Origin of the sequence: Algibacter miyuki, assembly GCF_030409805.1 — a bacterium.
GTDB classification, from domain to species: Bacteria; Bacteroidota; Bacteroidia; order Flavobacteriales; family Flavobacteriaceae; genus Algibacter; species Algibacter miyuki.
The window spans coordinates 1004013-1024098 of the sequence record NZ_JAUFQP010000013.1; the positions used below are offsets into that span (position 1 = coordinate 1004013).

The 20086-nt window shown below is 35.0% G+C and carries 12 protein-coding genes; all 12 read left to right on the forward strand.

The features are described from left to right. Nucleotides 1–7 precede the first annotated feature (7 nt). Nucleotides 8–1642: a RagB/SusD family nutrient uptake outer membrane protein gene (locus QWY92_RS16280; protein ID WP_290273172.1), complete on the forward strand. Its 1635-nt coding sequence runs from the start codon at nt 8–10 to the stop codon at nt 1640–1642. Between the two features lie 59 nt (nt 1643–1701). After that, entirely contained in the window at nt 1702–3126 is a 1425-nt protein-coding gene (locus QWY92_RS16285) for a sulfatase family protein (RefSeq protein WP_290273174.1), read from the forward strand. Nucleotides 3127–3168: 42 nt separating this feature from the next. Beyond that, a complete protein-coding gene (locus QWY92_RS16290) occupies nt 3169–4572 on the forward strand; it encodes a sulfatase (RefSeq protein ID WP_290273176.1) in 1404 nt (467 codons plus the stop codon). Nucleotides 4573–4839: 267 nt separating this feature from the next. Next, nucleotides 4840–5763: a sulfatase-like hydrolase/transferase gene (locus tag QWY92_RS16295; RefSeq protein WP_290273178.1), complete on the forward strand. Its 924-nt coding sequence runs from the start codon at nt 4840–4842 to the stop codon at nt 5761–5763. 119 nt (nt 5764–5882) lie between these two features. After that, the gene (locus QWY92_RS16300) at nt 5883–8189 is read left to right on the forward strand and encodes a T9SS type A sorting domain-containing protein (RefSeq protein WP_290273181.1); all 2307 of its coding nucleotides are present in this window, start codon (nt 5883–5885) and stop codon (nt 8187–8189) included. 13 nt (nt 8190–8202) lie between these two features. Continuing rightward, a complete protein-coding gene (locus tag QWY92_RS16305; RefSeq protein WP_290273183.1) occupies nt 8203–9702 on the forward strand; it encodes a hypothetical protein in 1500 nt (499 codons plus the stop codon). 84 nt (nt 9703–9786) lie between these two features. Continuing rightward, on the forward strand, nt 9787–11226 hold the full coding sequence (locus tag QWY92_RS16310) for a glycoside hydrolase family protein (protein WP_290273185.1): 1440 nt from the start codon (nt 9787–9789) through the stop codon (nt 11224–11226). Nucleotide 11227: 1 nt separating this feature from the next. Continuing rightward, a complete protein-coding gene (locus tag QWY92_RS16315; protein WP_290273188.1) occupies nt 11228–12193 on the forward strand; it encodes a glycoside hydrolase family protein in 966 nt (321 codons plus the stop codon). A gap of 29 nt (nt 12194–12222) precedes the next feature. Then, entirely contained in the window at nt 12223–13824 is a 1602-nt protein-coding gene (locus QWY92_RS16320; protein ID WP_290273190.1) for a sulfatase, read from the forward strand. Nucleotides 13825–13867: 43 nt separating this feature from the next. Beyond that, complete coding sequence (locus tag QWY92_RS16325) at nt 13868–15295, forward strand: sulfatase (RefSeq protein WP_290273192.1); 1428 nt, start codon at nt 13868–13870, stop codon at nt 15293–15295. Between the two features lie 244 nt (nt 15296–15539). After that, nucleotides 15540–17702 carry a hypothetical protein gene (locus QWY92_RS16330; protein ID WP_290273194.1) on the forward strand — a complete coding sequence of 721 codons (2163 nt, stop codon included), beginning with the start codon at nt 15540–15542 and terminating at the stop codon, nt 17700–17702. Between the two features lie 83 nt (nt 17703–17785). Further along, entirely contained in the window at nt 17786–20035 is a 2250-nt protein-coding gene (locus tag QWY92_RS16335; protein WP_290273196.1) for a hypothetical protein, read from the forward strand. Nucleotides 20036–20086 lie beyond the last annotated feature (51 nt).

A 20086-nucleotide genomic window follows, 5' to 3' on the forward strand; every position in this document is an offset into this window, starting at 1 on the left:
TAACAACATGAAAAAAATACTGATATTATTCACGATTATTGGTGCCGTTTTTATGAGTTCTTGTAATGAAGAAACTTTTTTACTTGAAGAACCTAAAGATGATATTTTTGCCGAAAACCTTTTTCTTAATTATGATGGTTTTGTAAATGGTTTAAATGCCTTATATGCCTTGGTAAGAGAGGATAGAGAAACGCAAAGTAATGTAGTGAGAGCCTCATTATGGCAAATGGGTACAGACAATGCCTTTGTAAATAACGGGGCGTCGCAATCCGATCCATTTAATGATTATAATGATTTAAATTCTGAAAACAATCTAGTGTCTGCAAATTTTAATTGGCTGTATCGCATTATTAATTCTTCAAATTTAATTATTAACCGTGCAGAAAACACGCCTGTAGATTGGATGGGCGGAAGTGATGCTGGTAATTTAACAAATCAAAATAAAGTGATAGCACAAGCCAGAGTTATGCGCGCTTGGGCATATAGACATTTACGTTATGGTTGGGGCGCCGTGCCTTTAAGTCTTGAAGAAATTGACGGAACAACTTACCGTAATGATTGGGAACGAAACTCTATCGAAGAGATTAATGCTCAAATGGAAATAGACTTAATATTTGCTACTAAAAATTTAGAAATGAAAGAGCAAACAGGTCTAGTTAATGCCGCAGTGGCAGGTACCATGTTGGCCGAGTTGTATTTAGATATGGGAGAAAATGGAAAAGCAGAAACAGAGGCCCTTAAAGTTATAAATAGTCCGGAGTATGAATTAATGACTTCGAGATTTGGAGTAAATGCTTCAAAACCTGGAACGGTGTTTACCGACTTATTCATGAACCCGATGCCTAATGATGGCAATAAAGAAGTATTGTGGGTATTAAATAATGCCTATGCCGATGTCGTTGGTAATTCTTATGTAACCATTAAAAATATTTGGATTAGCTATTATTCAAAAGATTCAAAACTTAAAAAGTACAATTTAGATGTTTTATATACTTATAATGGCGGAAAAGGTTCAGGTAGAGCTTCAGTAACCGACTCTGCTTTTGGATGGTACGAAGCTACCGATGATAGATACTCTGAGTATGCTGTGAAAAAAGAATTTATTTTCCCAACAGATGATACGGCTACAGCTTTTGAGGTTATTGGCTCTACTAATATGGATTATGATAATCCAGACGATTTAGAAGATAATTTCCTTTGGCCATACGTAACAAAATGGACTTATAATGATCCTTTTGTTTTAGATAATGCATCATTATCAGGTCAATATAATGATCAAATGTATATGAGATTAGCTGAAACGTATCTTATTGCTGCCGAAGCTTTAATGAAAAATAGTAAACCAGATATTGCAGCTAATTATTTAAATGATTTAAGACGACGCTCAAACGCATCAGAAATAGAAGCTGATGATGTAACCTTGGAACTTATTCTTGAAGAGCGTTCTAGAGAGTTAGTTACCGAAGAATATAGAAAACACACCTTGGTTCGTACAGGAACTTTCTATGATAGAACAGTTTTATACAATCCGAGATTAGATGCTACTAAAGTATTTGATTATAATGAGTATTTTCCAATTCCACAAGGTATTATAGATGCCAACACGGGAGCAGAAATGGAACAAAACTTAGGTTATGATTAATTTTAAAAAAACAGCCTCATTTTATTGAATAAATAATTCAATAAGCTAAATAAAAAAACATGAAAAAATTAAGTTCTACTAAGCTACTGTTTACCATTGGAGTTTATTTAATGGTGGCCAACGGTTATGCCCAAAAGAGTGCATCTATTAAAAAGAAACCCAATATCATTCTTATCATGGCCGATGACCTTGGTTATGGTGATGTAGGGTTTACAGGCAATAAAAAAATTATAACACCGCATTTAGATAACATGGCTAAAGAAGGTGTTGTACTGTCTAACTTTTATGCGGCGGCACCACTATGTTCTCCAACACGTGCTAGTGTTTTAACAGGAAGAAGCCCTTTCAGACAAGGCATATTTGCTGCGCACACAGGAGCCATGCGCCCTGGAGAAATAACAATTCCGGAGTATCTAAAAAAAGAAGGCTACCAAACAGGCTTTTTTGGTAAATGGCATTTAGGTTGGGTGGAGCCAGATAAAGTGGAGTCTAGAGGAAGTTATTCTCCGCCATGGCACCATGGGTACGATGAAACATTTGCAACTAAAAGCGCAGTGCCAACTTGGAACCCAACTAAAACACCAAAAGGTTGGACAAGCTGGGGATCTATGGATGATGGATCTTGGGGAGGCTCGATATACGTTGAAAATGGAACTCCTGTTACTGATAATTTAGAAGGAGATGATAGCCGTATTATTATGGATAGAGCCATTCCTTTTATTGAACAATCTATAGCTGAAGATAAGCCCTTTTTAGCAACCATTTGGTTTCATACACCACATGAACCAGTTGTTGCTGGTCCAGAATATTTGGCTAAATATCCAGATCTTCCTGAAGGTCAAAAGCACTTATATGGTTGTATAACGGCAATGGATGATCAAATTGGTCGTTTACGTGATTTCCTAAAATCGAAAAATATAGATGAAAACACTCTTATTTTCTTCACTAGTGATAATGGCCCTTCTGGTCCAATTACCAGAAAAGGAATTGCGTCTGCAGGCCCATTTAGGGGCAATAAACACCTGATGTATGAAGGCGGTTTACGTGTGCCTTCCATAGCATTATGGCCAAAGCATACTCAATCTGGGTTAGTGTCTAATTTTCAGTCATCAACAGTAGATTATTTACCAACTATTTTAGATATCCTGGATATTCGAGCAAAAAAGAAAATTCCTTTAGATGGGGTTAGTTTTAAATCGGTGATTTTAGACGGTAATTCAGAAGAAAGACAGGTTCCTATTGCTGCAGGTTATAAACGATTATATGGCGGTACCGATATTTATGCTTTTGTAAGTGGCGATTTTAAAATTTGTATTCCAAATAAAGGGGATAAGATGATGCTTTTTAATTTGAAAAAGGATCCAGGAGAAAATAATGATTTAGCTGAAGAAAATCCGGAATTATTAAAAAAGATGTCAGCAGAATTAGAAAAAGTTAAGGATTCATGGCGCTTAAGTAACGAAGGAAATGATTATCAATGGTAAACCGATTTCGGTATTAAAATAACCTTTTTGACAACATGATTTATGCAAAATACATCGGATACTTTAAGAACTAAACAATTTAAACGAATGAAAGGTAACTTGCTTTTATGTCTCATCATTAGCACGCTTAGTCATTTTTGTAATGCACAAGGGCAGCCGAATATTTTATTCATATCGGTGGATGATTTAAATGATTTTCCAGCTTATGCCAATCGATACGAAGGTGCAATTACCCCCAATTTGGATAAACTAGCGCGTCAAGGTACGGTGTTTAATAAAGCGTATTGTCAATATGCGGTATGTGGACCATCTCGTGCAAGCGTAATGTCTGGCGTTCATCCTAATAAATTATCAGGAAGTTTAAACGATGATGAGGTTGTGCAAAAATCAACTCGAAAACTCGGGTCTGAACTTATGCATACTTGGTTTCAAAATAACGGTTACAAAACGCTAGCAGTAGGTAAAATTTTGCATAGCCATTTGCCCGATGGTACATTAGATGATACTGGTGGGCGTGGACTCTTCAGTTCAGGACTTGGGAAATTAAAAAGAAACTGGCATCAAAACGGTACCATGACAGATTGGGCTAAAGGCCCCGAAACTGATGAACAAATGCCAGATCATCAAGCGGCTAATTGGGCCGTTGATAAGCTCAAGGAGAAACACGATAAACCATTTTTTCTAATGGTTGGGTTTTTACGTCCTCACAATCCTTGGTATGTACCAGAAAAATGGTGGGATATGTATGATCGAGAAAAGATAAAATTACCACCATATAAAAAGGATGATCTTGATGATATTCCAAAATTAGGACTTAAAAATATCAAAAAGCAGATGCCAAGAACAGAATGGGCTATTGAAACAGATCAATGGAGAAATATTGTGCATTCTTATTTGGCTTCAATCACTTTCGTAGATCATCAAATTGGAAAAGTGATTCAGGCACTCGAAGAAAGCCAATACAGCGACAATACCATAATCGTTTTATGGTCGGATCATGGCTATCAGATGGGGGAAAAAAACACCTTTCAAAAAGCATCGTTATGGGAGAGATCTACTCACGTGCCATTAATATTTGCAGGGAACGGTGTTCCGAAAGGAAAAAGTAGTGATCGCGTAGTGAGTTTACTTGATATTTATCCAACATTGGTAGAAATGAGTGGATTGCCAGAGAATTCAAAAAACGAAGGAAGAAGTTTGGTGCCTTTAATAAAGGAGCCATCAAAAATATGGCCATATCCATCCGTTACAGGTTATGGTGAAGATAGTTATGCTGTTCAAAACGAGCGCTACCACTATATACAATATGCCGATGGGAGCGAAGAGCTGTATGACCACAAAAATGATCCAAATGAATGGACAAACCTTGCGGGAAAACTTAATCTGACGGAGATAAAAGCCGATTTAGCCAAGCATATCATAGAAGTTAAGTCGAAGGATAATTAGATTTTTTTCTGAATATTCTTAAGTAAATAATAAACATAAAATTGAAAATACGATAACACATAAACTATGATTCTATTGAGAATTAAAAACCTTATTATAATACTCTTTTTGATTTTTGCTGTGAATACCAGTTATGCAACAACAAAAGATCCTTCGCCTGAGCGTGTCATCTTATTTATTATAGATGGTTTGTCTCCTGAAGCTCCGGCAAGAATTGATATGCCGAATTTCAATGCACTGAAAACACAGGGCAGTTATTATAAAGAAATGCACCTAACGTTACCAGGACATCCTGAGAAGAGCAATGCTTATCCATGGTCGTGCTCTATGCCGAACCCAATGCTAATGGCGGGAACGCCTTTTATTGGAAAGGATGAGGTTCGAAAATCAATGATACAACATGCTTTCAAGGATAAAGAGACCGCTTTTATAGTTAATGCCCGTGCATATCAAGACGTCAGCGAAGGATTTGGTACTTATCTTTCAAGTTCTTTTAATCCTGATGCTTTGGTTATTAATTTAAGTAAGGAAATTATGGAAGTTTCCGACCCTAAGTTTATGCGTGTTCATCTTCAGCGTTCCGGAATCGAAGGGCTTAGAGTGTCAAAAAACTGGACAGAGGACGAACCGTATCATCGTAATATCTGGCATAAAGCGTCTCCTTATAGAAAAGCCGTTACAGAGGCAGACCGTCAGTTAGGACGGTTTGTACAATATTTAAAAGATAATAATAAATGGGAGAACACGGTACTTATAATTTGTAGTGATAATGGGCAAGCCGATGAAGGTTGGCACGACCCATACAGTCCTAAATCTAGTGTTACACCACTTTTGATGGTTGGGCCTGGTATTAAGAAGGATGCTACTTTTGAGTATTGCGAGATTATTGATATTGCACCAACTATTACCAACATCCTAAACAGGAAGATACCAGAATTATCTGTCGGACGAGTTTTATCCGAAGCATTTATAAGTAATCAAGGCACGACTCCAATAGTTCCTGAAAATATTAAACGTCTCAATAAAGTATTGATTGAAGCTCATAATTTATCCGAGGAAAAGAAAGCTCTCCTTACCAAATATGGATTTATCACTATAGATGATTTGGGCCAATGGCACACTACACCTGCAGGTGATAACTTCAATCATTTTGTTATTCAACAAGAAAAAATATTAGAACAGGTACAATGAAAAACTAGAAACTCACTCTAAAGATTATTTGGTTAAACTGAATTTCATTAGTGCGTTATGGTCAAAAAAAACAAATTATCTCTGCCCATTACATGGGTTAACAAATAAATTATAAGCAAATGAAAAATATACTACTTTTTGCCTTGTTATGGTCTACATGCATAAGCTGGGCTCAGACTAATTATTATGTAGATAATGTTGGAGGAGATGATACTAATTTGGGTACAAGCGAGGCTACTGCTTTCCAAAGTTTAACAAAAATAAATACACTAACATTTTCAGCAGGAGATGCTATCCTTTTTAAAAAAGGCGGTGAGTGGACAGGCACATTACGTCCTTTAGGTAGTGGTGCTGTAGGAAGTAGAATTGTAATTGGATCTTATGGCTCTGGAGATTTACCAATAATTGATGGCGGAGGAATTCAAGCATATTCAGATTACATGTCGGCAGCCATTATATTATTTAATCAAGAATATTGGGAAATTAGAGATATAGAAGTCCGAAACTTAGAACCTGGTAATCCAACCAATCCCATTGAAAAAGCGGGGATTCTAGTTTTAGGAAAAGACTATGGAACATTACATGATTTCAAATTAGAGAATTTAAAAATTAACAAGGTAAACGGCTCTTTAGAAACTAGGGAAAATGGCGGTATTTTCTTTGATATTAGTACAGGGAAAGTGGCCGATAGGTTACCAACAAATTTTGATGGTATTCATGTTAATAATTGCTATTTTCTGGATGTAGATCGTGGCGGTTTTTTAAATCAATCTTATTGGAGTAGACGCGATTTAACTTCCAATTTTGGAGAAGAAAATCTTGACGGAACAACTAATAGATGGTATCCTAGCTACAATATTGTTGTTGAAAATTCAAAGTTTGAAAATATAGGTGGTAACGGATTGGTAATACGTGTGGCCGAAGCGCCTTTAGTAAAGCACAATTTATTTGTGAAAAATGGATTAAAAACTACAGGTAACGCCTCTTACCCATACAATTGTGATAACGCTTTGTGGCAATATAATGAAGCTTGCTATACCGTTTACAACGATGGCGATGCCGATGCTAGTGGGTTTGATAGCGATTACATGTGTAAAAACACAACTATAGAATATAATTACAGCCATCATAATGATTGGGGTGGATTGTTGGTGTGTTCCAATTCTGGTTTAACCAATGCTTTTAATGATGGTACGGTAGTACAAAAAAATGTTTTTCAGGATGAAAGTAACCATATGATTCGGTTTTCTGGTAATATCACCAATTCTACAATTTTTAATAATCTTTTTATTACCGATGCTAAAATTGATCAAGAAATGATGTGGTATAAGCACTGGGGAGGTACATGGCCAGAAAAAACAGAAATCAACGATAATATTTTTTATAATGAAGGTACTCCCGATTTTTTAACAATAGGGAGTACCATTGATAATTCGTTTTTAGGAAATGTATTATTCGGAAATGAATTTAGTGATTTTACCGATTTTGTACCTAGTAAAAGTGAAGATGAGGCAGATCTAGAGTCTAAAATTGATCAAGTGAGAGCTATTGGTAATCGTAGTGAACTTTTAGTATCGCAAGCAGAAAATGTTATTAATATTATATGGGATGAAGGTGTAAATTCTACAATAGTTGATATTCCTACACAAGTTAATGTTTCTGTAAAAGAAGATAGTTATGTAAGAGGCGGTACGTATGCAGATGATAATTTGAATGGGCCACTTATGGAAATAAAACAAAGTGGTAGTAATAACGAAAATTATATAAGAGACGTTTTTTTGAAATTTGACATCAAAGATTACAACGCCATAAGCTCTGCGATATTACACGTTTCAGGAAACCTTTCTGGTTCATCAGACTTTAATGTAAATGTTCGTAAAGTCGTTGACGATTCCTGGGAGGAAGGTACCTTAACATGGAATAAAGCACCAGTAGCATCGGCATTAATTGGTAGTTTTTCTACACCGGGAGATACTGAAGCTGTTTTTCAAGATGTCCATATTAACGTTACCGATTATATACAAGAGCAATTAGAAGCGAATGATGATCTTGTTTCTTTTAATTTGTCGGCAGCAACATCTTCTAGTAATGCTTTTAAAATAAAGGCTAAAGAAGGGACAGGCATTGTGGCTTATTTAAGTATCATTGAAGGCGCAACATTGAGTGTTCAAAATGAAGCTGTGATTGAATCTAAATTTACGGTTTATCCAAATCCTACTCAAAATTCATTTGTAATACAAACTTCAAATTCAGAAATAAGTAATGTGAACATATTTTCAATAAATGGAAGTGTGCTTTATAGTAACAATAATGTGAATTCAAATCGTTTTACGGTCGATATTTCTGCTTTCGAAACAGGAGTTTATTTTGTTCAAGTTAAAAATACTCATGGGGATTTAAGTGTTGAAAAAGTAATTAAAAAATAAGAAACTTTATAAAATGAAAAATAGATTCCTTTTAGTTTTATTAAGTTTTGCTTGCTTAGGTCATGCTCAAACCCAATATTATGTAGATAATGTTGGAGGAAATGATAGCTATACAGGAACCAGCGAAAATAATGCTTTTAGGAGTTTGAAACATATTAATGCTCAAACGTTTACTCCAGGAGATACTATTCTATTTAAAAGAGGCGGAAATTGGACAGGAACATTGAAACCAAAAGGAAACGGTAAAGCAGGAAATCCAATTGTAATTAGTGCTTATGGTGCGGGGCAATTACCTATAATAGATGCACAGGGGAAAAGTGGTGAAAACAATGCCATGTCTGCTAGTATCATGCTGTATAATCAAGAATATTGGGAAATTAGGAATCTAGAAGTACAGAATTTTGAAAAAGGAAACCCTGCGAGACCAACACAAAAAGCAGGTATTTTAATTTTAGGAAAAGACGCAGGGACTTTAAAGGGTTTTAAGTTCGAAAACTTAAAAATATCCAATGTTAATGGTTCTCTAAAAACAAGAACTAATGGCGGTTTGTTTTTTAACATTATTGCCGATAGTATCCCCGAAAATAGAATACCAACCAATTTTGATGGTATTTATGTTAATAATTGTTATTTCTTAAATGTAGATCGTGGCGGATTTATAAATCAATCGTTTTGGAGAACACGAGACATGGACTCTAAGTTTGGCGAGTTGTGTAAAGACGGAAGAGTGAACAATTGGTTTCCAAGTTATAATATCATTATTGAAAATTCAAAATTTGAAAATATAGGCGGAAATGGTTTGGTTACACGAGTAGCTAAAGCGCCTTTGGTGCAGAACAACCTATTTGTTAAATGTAGTTCTAAAACCACTGGTAATGCATCATATCCTTATAATTGTGATGATGCTTTATGGCAATATAATGAAGCTTGTTATACCGTTTATAATGAAGGAGATATTGATGCCAGCGGATTTGATAGCGATTATTTATGTAAAAACACAATCATACAATATAACTACAGCCATCATAACGATTGGGGGGGATTATTGGTTTGCTCGTGGGGAAAAGTTGTAAATGCTTTTAATGATGGTACCATTATTCGGAATAATATTTTTCAAGATGAAAAGCATCACATGATTCGTTTTTCAGGGAATATTACAAACACCGAAATTTCCAAGAATCTTTTTGTAACAGATGCTGAAATTGATGATGTTATGATGTGGTATAAACATTGGGGAGATGTCTGGCCAGATAAAACGGTATTAAAAGATAATATTTTTTACAATGAAGGAACTTCTAATTTTTTAAAGTTAGGAGAAACGAGTAATAATACATTTACAGGAAATATATTATACGGGAGTGAATTTATAGATTTTAACGCATTTGAATCTGTTCGTGATAAAAAGGATTTAAAATCAAAAATAAAAGAAATTAAAAAGGTTGGTAAACGTAGAAATTTTTCAACTTCAGAAGCAGAACACGTTATTCAGATAATGTGGCCTGATATTAAATAAAGGGCGCAATTATTAAATTAAGAAAGTCAGCTCAAATTATTATACTAATGGTTACAAGAAAGTAACAACAAAAATTAAATTACAATGAAACAAATTATTTCTATAGCCTTAGTTGTTGTGCTGTTTGGGTGGAATGTTACTAAGGTGTATGCTCAAAATAATACCAAAGAACCCTTTATTTTAGTAGACGCAAAAGTGAAATTATACCATAAAGATGGCACTAGAAGCTATAAAGATTATCAGCCATTTGAGACACGGACTTTAGAGTTTCTTTCAGATTTCGATGCTGAAGAAAGATTACCAAAACTAAGCAAGTACGGCGGCGATTTAAGGCATCAAATGGATGAAGCAACAGGTTTTTTTCATGTAAAAAAAATAGGAGATCGTTGGTGGGGCATTGATCCGTTAGGCTATAAATATTTTAATGCTGCATTAAACGGTGTTACTAATGGAAAATCAAAAAGAACCAAAGCCGCTTTTGCTGAAAAGTTTGGAACTAAGAAAAAATGGATTAATGAAACCGTTGATATGTTACAAGAAAATGGTTTTAATTGTGCTGGTTCTTGGAGTGATGTAGAGACAATTGTAGAAGCGAATAAAACCTTAGAAAAACCATTACCATATACTATTATTTGGAATTTCATGAGTAGTTATGGGCGTAAACGTGGAGGAACACATCAGCAACCAGGGCATACAGGATACCCGGAAGATGCTATTTTTGTTTTTGATCCAGAATTTGAAACTTTTTGTGATCAACACGCTAAAAAACTTTTAAAATATAAGGATGATCCTAATTTATTTGGTCATTTTTCAGATAATGAAATGCCTTTTAAATTTAAAGCTCTAGATAATTATTTAAAATTACCTAAAGATGATTTCGGATATTTAGCTGCAAGTAAATGGTTGGTAAACCATGGTATTACTAAAAAGCAAATCACCGATGAACATCGCGAATTATTTATGGCTTTTGTGGCCGATAAATATTTTTCTGTAGTGTCTTCAGCAATAAAAAAGTACGACCCTAATCATATGTATATTGGTTCTCGTTTTTATAGTTCGGAGAGAAATCATCCTGAATTTATGAAAACAGCAGGGAAATATTTAGACGTTATTTCAATTAATTATTACAACCATTGGACTCCAGATTTTGAGGATATGAGGAATTGGGGAAAATGGGCAAACAAGCCATTCTTAGTTACAGAGTACTATGTTAAAGGTGAAGATTCTGGTATGGGTAACACTAGTGGAGCAGGTTGGATTGTACGTACACAAGAAGATCGTGGTTTGTTTTATCAAAATTATAACTTGGCTTTAATAGAATCGAAAAACTGTGTAGGTTGGCATTACTTTAAATATCAAGATAACGACCCAACGGCCAAAGGTGTCGATCCTTCAAATGTAGATGCTAATAAAGGAATTGTTAGTAATGAATATGAAATTTGGACACCAATGATGGAAAAAATGAAAGCATTAAATATTAATATTTATGGGCTTATAGAATACTTTGATAAAAATGAAAAATAAAATGATATCTAAAAATAAATTATACTGGTTTGGTTGTTTTCTTGTTTTTATAGGAGCTATAGGTTGTGGATCTACTTCTAGTACTAAAAAAGGATATGAAAATGTCTTTGTACGCTCAGAAAATAATTTGATGATTTATCCAGAAATGGAAGGTTTAGAGGGGCGATTAGGCGAAAATATAAATGGGCCTTCAGTGATAAAAGTTCCCGATTGGATTGAAAATCCTTTAGGTCAATACTATATGTACTTTGCCCACCATCATGGAAAATTTATTCGCTTGGCGTATTCTGATAGTCCAACTGGGCCTTGGACGGTATATAAACCAGGCGTACTGCATATCGATAAAACAGCAGCCAAAGGACATATTGCTTCTCCAGATGTTATTATAGATGAAGAAACTAAAACCATTAGAATGTATTTTCATGGATACAATCAAGACAAATCAGGACAAAAAACATTTTTCAGTACTTCAAAAAACGGATTGGATTTTATAGCTTCTGAAACTGTTTTGGGGCCTTCTTATTTCCGTGTTTTTAAATACAAATCCAATTATTATGCTTTAGTAAAAGGCACGTTTTATCAATCTGAAGATGGTATGAAAGCCTTTAAGAAGGGCGCTTTGATTTTACCTAATGCTAGGCATACAGCCTTAAAATTAAATGGCGATAAATTAGAGGTGTTTTATTCTCAAAAAGGAGATGCTCCAGAACGAATACTAAGTTGCGAAGTCGATCTTTCTGAAGATTCGTGGCAAGGTTGGAAGGCTAATGCTCCAAAAGAAGTTTTAAAACCAAAAATGGATTATGAGGGTGTTAATCTTCCTATTCAAAAATCGGTAAAAGGCTTTTCTAGAAAACCATTACACGAATTAAGAGATCCTGCTATTTTAATTGATAATAAGGATGTATATCTCTATTATTCAGTTTCAGGAGAATTTGGAATTGGAGTAGCAAAACTCGAAAAATAACAAATAACATTATACTTAATAAATTAATTATGAAACAAATCATCACCGTTTTTATAAGCATATTACTTTTTTTAAGTTGTTCTTCAACTAAAAAAAAAGATACTATAGCAGATACAAAACCTAATGTGCTTTTTATTTCAGTAGATGATTTAAACGATTGGGAAAGCGCATTACTTGGGCACCCGCAAGCTATAACACCCAATATGGATAAGCTTTTTGCGCAGGGTGTTTTATTTACAAATGCACATGCTTCGCAACCTGTGTGTACGGCTTCTAGAAATTCTATACTTAGTGGTATTCATCCAACATCGTCAGGTTGGTATAGTTCTACGGCTAATATGAAAAAAAACTATGAAACGGTTATGGCTAACCATAGTATGTTACCAGAGCATTTTAAAAACAATGGTTATAATACCTATGCTACAGGGAAAGTTTTCCATAGTGGCGAGTCGGATTATAAGAATAAAACCGATGATTTCTGGACAGCATATTCTCCTCATTTCTGGAATAATATGGAACCCCACATCAAAGAAAATGGTTTTGGATATCGAGGTACTATGTTTTATCCGTTTCCAAAAAATGGCGGACAACTGGTACAATTGTATGGCGAAGATGATATTATTAAAAACTATAAAGATACTAACCGGTTCTATTCTTTATGCGGAGGTCCTTTAGAAGACGAAGATATTCCTGAAAAAGGCATGTACGATGAGCAAATAGCCAATTGGGCGATTGATAAACTTAACGAAAAACAAGAGAAACCATTTTTTATGGCCGTTGGTTTTATTCGTCCGCATGTACCGTACAGTGCACCAAAAAAATATTTCGATTTATATCCTATTGAAGATATTGTAGTGCCCGAAGTTCCCGAAAATGAGTTTGAAGATATTCCTATTATGGGAAAAGCTATCGCTTATGGTTATACGCCAAGAGGTGGTTGGGGTGATGTGACTCAGAGAAAAGAAATTTTACCAGAGTTGGTGCAATCGTATTTAGCGTGTGTCACGTTTGTCGATGAGCAAATAGGAAAGGTTATCGATGCGTTAGAAAAAAGTCCGAACGGTAAAAACACCATCGTTGTGTTATGGTCAGATCACGGCCAGCATTTAGGCGAAAAAAGACATTTCAGAAAACAAGCCCTTTGGGAAGAAGCCACAAAAGTACCTTTGTATTTTAAAGTACCAAATAATAAAAACAACGGCCAAAAAAGTAGTCAAGTGGTAAGTCTTTTAGATGTGTATCCTACCTTAACAGAACTCTGTAATCTTCCTAGTTTACCAAAATTAGAAGGCAAAAGTATGGTGTCGCTTATTAATAATCCGAAGAAAAAAGAAGACCGTTCTGTATTAACCACATGGTATTACAAAAATCACGCGGTAAGAAGTAACGATTGGAGATATATTCGATATCGTAATGGAGGTGAAGAATTATACAATCATAAAACAGATCCAGGAGAACATACTAATCTAGCAAATAATCCAGAATATGCAGAGGTTATTAAAGCACATAAAAAGTGGTTACCAAAACAGGATGCTATACCGGCTGGTTCAACTGAATGGGAAGGTGATAATTTGGATGAGTTAGTAAAAAAGTGGGAGACAAACGATGCTATTCCCGCTTGGTTGAAATAAGACATTAAAAAATAAAGATTATAACATTTGATAATAATATTCTATGAAACGATTCCTTCTCCTTTTTATAAGTTTAGTACTTATTGTAAGCTGTTCTTCATCTAAAAAAGTAAAAACAGAAAAAAAACCGAATGTACTTTTTATTGCGGTAGATGATTTGAATGACTGGGCAGGCTATATGGGCAATAACCAAACCATTACACCTAATATGGATGCGTTGGCTTCTCAAGGCACATTTTTTAATTCAGCCCATTGTCAATATGCGGTTTGTGGACCTTCGCGAGCAAGTGTCATGTCTGGAATGTACTATCATAACCTAGGTTTTGGAATTGAAGGAAGTTTACAAAGAAAGGATGAGGAAGTTGTTAATGCAGCTAAAAGGAAAGGGTCTTCACTTATTTATCAATATTTTTCAGATTATGGCTATAAGACGATGGCTGCTGGAAAGCTTCTTCATCACCACGTTCCCGAGGAAACCGTTGATGTATCTCACGGGCGTGGTTCATGGGACTTCAATTTTGATGAAAATGGAAAAAAGAAAAGACTAAATTGGTTTGGTTCAAAAGGGCTTTTGGATTGGGGGCCTATAAATAAACCGGAAAATGAAATGAGTGATTATAAAGCGGCTGAATGGGCTGTAGATCAACTCTCTCAAAAGCATGATAAACCTTTCTTTTTGATGACTGGTTTTATGCGTCCGCATACGCCTTTATATATTCAGCAAAAGTATTTAGACATGTATCCTTTAGATGAAATCGAGCTTCCTCCGTACAAAGCAGACGATTATGATGACATCCCTGAAGCGGCTAAAGCGGTTTGGAATTCCTATCCAGACGTACCTTGGGCGATTAAAAATAATCAATGGAGGAAGATGCTTCAGGCTTATATGGCTTGCATTACGTTTACAGATACTCAGGTTGGAAAAATATTAGAAGCCTTAGAAAATAGCCCATACAGAGATAATACCATTGTCGTTTTATGGTCGGATCACGGGTTTCATATGGGAGAAAAAAGCAGATTTCAAAAGCATACGGCGTGGGATCGTTCTACAAAAGTGCCCTTAATTATAAAGGACCCAAGATCGGGTTCGGTAAATGGTTTAACAAAACCGGTTGAGGCTAATGTGGAGCTTATTGATCTTTACCCAACATTATTAGAGCTATGCGGACTTCCGGAAAATAAAGTAGTCGAAGGGCGTAGCCTCGTACCTTTAATAAAAAATCCAACACTTAAATGGGAGCACCCAGCTTATACTTTCAGAAGAGGGAAATATGCTACCGTGAAATATGGTTCTTATCGATTCACAGAATATTTTGATGGTTCTAAAGAACTTTACAATCAGGAAAACGACCCAAATGAATGGAATAACTTGATCCACTCAACTAACGATAAAGACAAAGAGGTCATGAAACATATGAATGGATTATTTCAAAAACCGGAGGTCATATTGGGCTACGAGGAGTCTAAATAGAGGTGAAGCTCTAATTTTAAAAGTGAAGAATTAGCGGTTAATTATTATGCCGATACTAGAGTAATTAAGCATAATAAATCACTTAAATAAATGATATGTAGTTGGTTAGGCGCAAAATTGGTTAAGATAAAATAGACTACTGGGAAGTATGGAACGTACTCAATTCATCTATATTCAAATTAGGATTTAATTTAATTGATATTACTAATGGTATATCAGGGTAATATTTAATAAATATTAAAAAATGAAAAGACGCGAATTTACAAAGTTAGGTTTAATGGCATCTGGTGCATTTGTTTTACCAGTAGGCTTTTATGAGGGTTCAACATCTCCAATATTTGGAGGAGATGAAAAGTTGTTTCTAAATGAGCAAGATTTTGAACGGATTAAAGAAAATATAAAACAATTTGATTGGGCAAAGAAACGCTTTGAAGTATTAAAGCATAATGTTTATGGGGCAGAAGATGAGTTTTATAAAAGTCATTGGAAGGGAAGCTGGCGCCAATGGTCAACCGGACAATATTTGAAATATATAGCAATACATTATCGGCTGACTGGTGAAGAAGCAAAATTGATTGAGATTAAAGATCATTTGATTAAAGAATTTAAGTTGGATCAGATGGGAGTCCCCTATAATAAATTAGGCTTGCCTGCTAACAAGCAAATTTGGTCATGGGGTATGTCTAGAATGAATTATTTCTGGGCATGGGATTTGGTCAAGAACCATCCACTGATGAGTTCTATAAAAGATGACTTAATGATTCGTTTTGAGGAAGTTACTCAGCAATATTTTCAATATGAAGATAAATTTATTGGGAGATTGGGGAATACTCAGTTTTGGGGTATATCAGCAATGGGTGTTATGGGGTTTTTAACGTCAAATGAAGAAGCTATTGATCGTTCCATTAACGGTAAATTTGGCTTGAAAACTGTTCTTGAAAATAAATTACGGGATGGAAAGTTTTGGCCCGAACCAACCAACTACACCATTCACTACGTATTATGTGCGATAAGCTTATTGGCAGAAGCTTCAAGAGTAAATGAATATGAGGATTTATATCATTATGTATCTCCAAATGGAGGCTCTATAAAAGGTATGATTGATGGATTATTTGAACTGTGCTATCCGGTAGGTTTATTAGCTTCAAATGGAGATGCAGCTCATCTCGTCATCAAAAATTCAAATGGAGAAATACTCAGAAATCAATATAGTGGAGGCTATTTGTTTGATGATCCGTCCGATCGCGTAGTTAACAAATTTGAGATTTTTTATAATGTTTATAAGGACCCAAAATATGCATGGGTGATTAACAAACAAAAAGATCGTTTTTGTTTAGATGTGACTGTGTGGGGTGATAATACTCTTACTCATGGTATACCTTTTGGAAAGGAAGAAGCACCGTCTTTTAAAAGTTCTGTATTTAAGGAACATGGGCATGCTTTAATTAGTACTGTAGAGGGGGCAGATTATTGGAATGGAAAAAGCAATGTTTTACATGTTAGAAATGGAAATACCACTCAATACCATGGGAATGATGACCCTTTTCATTTCGATCTTATTGTAAATGGAAAAATGATATATCTTGACTGGGACATAGGCTGGAACTATCTGGCACCAAGGCCTTCAAGAGGCCATCGAAATAAAACACCAATTTCTCATTACAGTTTAGGTCATAATACGGTTGTGGTGGATAAAAAAGGACCAGATAGAAGACGGTATCAGCTTATTCAGAAAGCTGAAGAATTTAGCGATATTGTTTTTTCTGATATTGAAGATAGTGGGCGTATGAAAACAATTTCTCTTAAGGGTACAATCTATAAAGGTGTCACCCAAAGACGTACACTAGGGATTACTCCCGATTATCTTCTGGATGTATTCGAGTGTACCAGTGATGATATTCATACCTATGACTATATTTTACATAATGAAGGCCATTTTGAATTTTACACAAAAATAGATTTAGAAGATTATGATGGTTTTAATAAAGATTATAAACTAGAACCTATAGATTCTGAATCTAAGGAAGAAGGGAATTCTTGGCTGAGAAAAGGTAAAAAAGGTCTGGTTCATGAATCTTGGCAGGGTGGTTTTACCGACAGTGATGGAAAACGTGTTAGGCTAGATGTTGGAAGCGAGAAAGGTACCGAAGTTTTTGTAACAAACACCCCGATGGATGTAGGTAATGGATGGGATGATACACCTGACAACATCAAAAGAATATCCAAGCCAATGCTTATTCTAAGAAGAAAATGTAAATCAACGAAATTCATCGTGGTACATCAACTGAAAAATTTGGATAAACCGTTTAAGGTGAATAGGAGTGAAAATAAAATTGAGATTATTACAGATGATTTTTCAGATATGATAGAGCTAAAAGGAGATAGTATATTATTTGCATCAAAATAATGATTGACAATTTTAGCAGTGAAATTAACTAACATTTAAAAATAAAAAAAGACTTTAACATACACACTTGAATAATAATAATTATGAAAATAACTTGTACCCATTTTAGATTAGTTTTAATAATACTTTTTTGTACTGTATTTATGCCACATCAAGGGTATTCAGGAAATATTATTGATACTGCCGATTACGATTATTGGAGAAACTTAGCAACGACTTCTAAAATGTTTGCAGCCATGAAAACCAGTGCTATTACTATAGCAAGCGAAGGCGATGGTGAAACTAGAGATGTTTTGGGGGCTAATGCGCTGGCTTACATTCTCGACCCTGAAAATAAGAGTCAATATATAAATGCTATTAAAGATAAATTTGAAACTAGAATTCGAACTATTGAAATTGGTAACGGTGCAGCAACATCTTCTGTGCGTTCGCATGAATTGTTTTATGCCCTTTTAGCGCTCGATGTTATTCGATATGATTTAGATGCAGACGTACTTTCGAAATATGAAGGTTGGTTAGAGTCTAAAATTATGGCATTGGTAATTGGTAAATGGGATCCGCATGGCTGGGCTATGCGCATGCTATATTACAAATATATTGGTGATGAAACCAAATTTCAAGAAGCAAAAAAAGAGTTCGATATCGGTTTGTCAGAGCACTATATGCCTAATGATGGTGTGTCTCCAGCTGGTAATGGCTATTGTGTACAACGCTGGAATTCCATTGAACGTACAGTTAAAAATTCTACGCCAGATATCATGGAGTATATGGGGTATCATGATTATTACACAAACCCAGGAATTGTTGGATTAAAAGAGTTTATGTATGGCTATGCTACGGCTCCTTTCGGGAGAATTTTACTTTATGGTGATTCTCGGAATACTGAAGTGCAAAAACCATGGGATATTGAGGACGGGAATATTATTTTATCTCCACATATTGTGTCTGCAGCACGATTTTCTCCTGAAGCTTACAAATACGCGATGTGGACGTTACGTGAAGGTGCTGGAGTTTCTAAAGGGATTTTGAAAGGGCACTTGTCAAATTACCTCATTATGGCCGGAACAGCTGCAAATAATAATCCTATAGAATTTAATACGGATGATGCAGAGTTGGCACCAAGTCGTTTATTTGAAAATTACGGAGCTTTAAAATCAAGAGCACAATCTGTCAATGGCCTTTACTTGAGTATGCTTAATCTAAAAGGGAATATAGAATATCATACCCATTATGAGACTAACGCTATCGCATTGGCTGGCTATGGTGAAATTTTAATGAGAAATGCTGGGTACGATGGACCAAATAATGATGCCACTATAGATGGGGTAACAGCTACTTTCGATTTCATACATTCAAATTCAGAAGCAGGTAATAATTTAATGATAGGAGGAAAACGACATTCCTCAAAAGTGGGAGATGGAATTACAGAAGGCATTGTTGGGGAAGGTATCGAATATTTTAGAGGTTCCAGTTCCGAAGCTATAGAAGGTACTCATTTTAGAGATGTTGTATTTATGCAACCTTCAAATGATGTTAATGGGTATTATGTGGTTATGGATCATGTGAAAACGGATAAAGCAGAAGATAATGTTAATGTAGTATGGCATCCTAATTCAGCGATTTTAAATACGGTTAAGAATGCAACAGAGTATTTTTCTGAAATTAAAATAGAAAAAGGACATGTAGGACCTCGTTTGTATTCTGAAAATAAAGCGACATTAACGACCTTTTTAGGAACAAAACCGGCTTCGGTAGAAGTAAAGAAGACAGTAAATCAGGACCGGTCGGGATATGCTTTTGCTTCCGATTATATGTATGTAAATTATAATACACTTAACCAGCAAGCTGATATTCTTACTGTACTTTTTCCAGGGGATAAAACACATAAAGCAGGAAGTTTAACAAGAATTGTAGCTGGAGATTATTCAGGTAGTGAAATTACTCAAAAGGAGATTGTTGATGTGGCATTAACTTCTAATGGGAATAGTGTTGAAAAATACGGTTCAGAGACTTTTCAAGGTGAAAATATTTTATACAGAAAAGCATCAGGGAAATTGATTTCTTATTTTCTGAAAGGAAAATCATTCAAATCAGGACAAGGAAATTCAATAGGTTTTAAATCGGATAACTCGGTTGCACTATCTATGAATTGCGATGTTGATGGTAAAGGAATGAGTGGTAAGATTATTTCCCCTGGGACTAAAGTCACGTTTTATGCTCCTAGTATTTCATCAGTAAAAATAGATGGAATAAATGTTCCTATTGATGTTTTAAAAACAAATAGTGTTAGTTTTAGCATTCCGGAAGGGACTTTTAAACTAGAACTGTTCTAATAGCTTTTGTATCAAAAGAGGAAAGAAAATTAATTAAAAATAGAAATATTA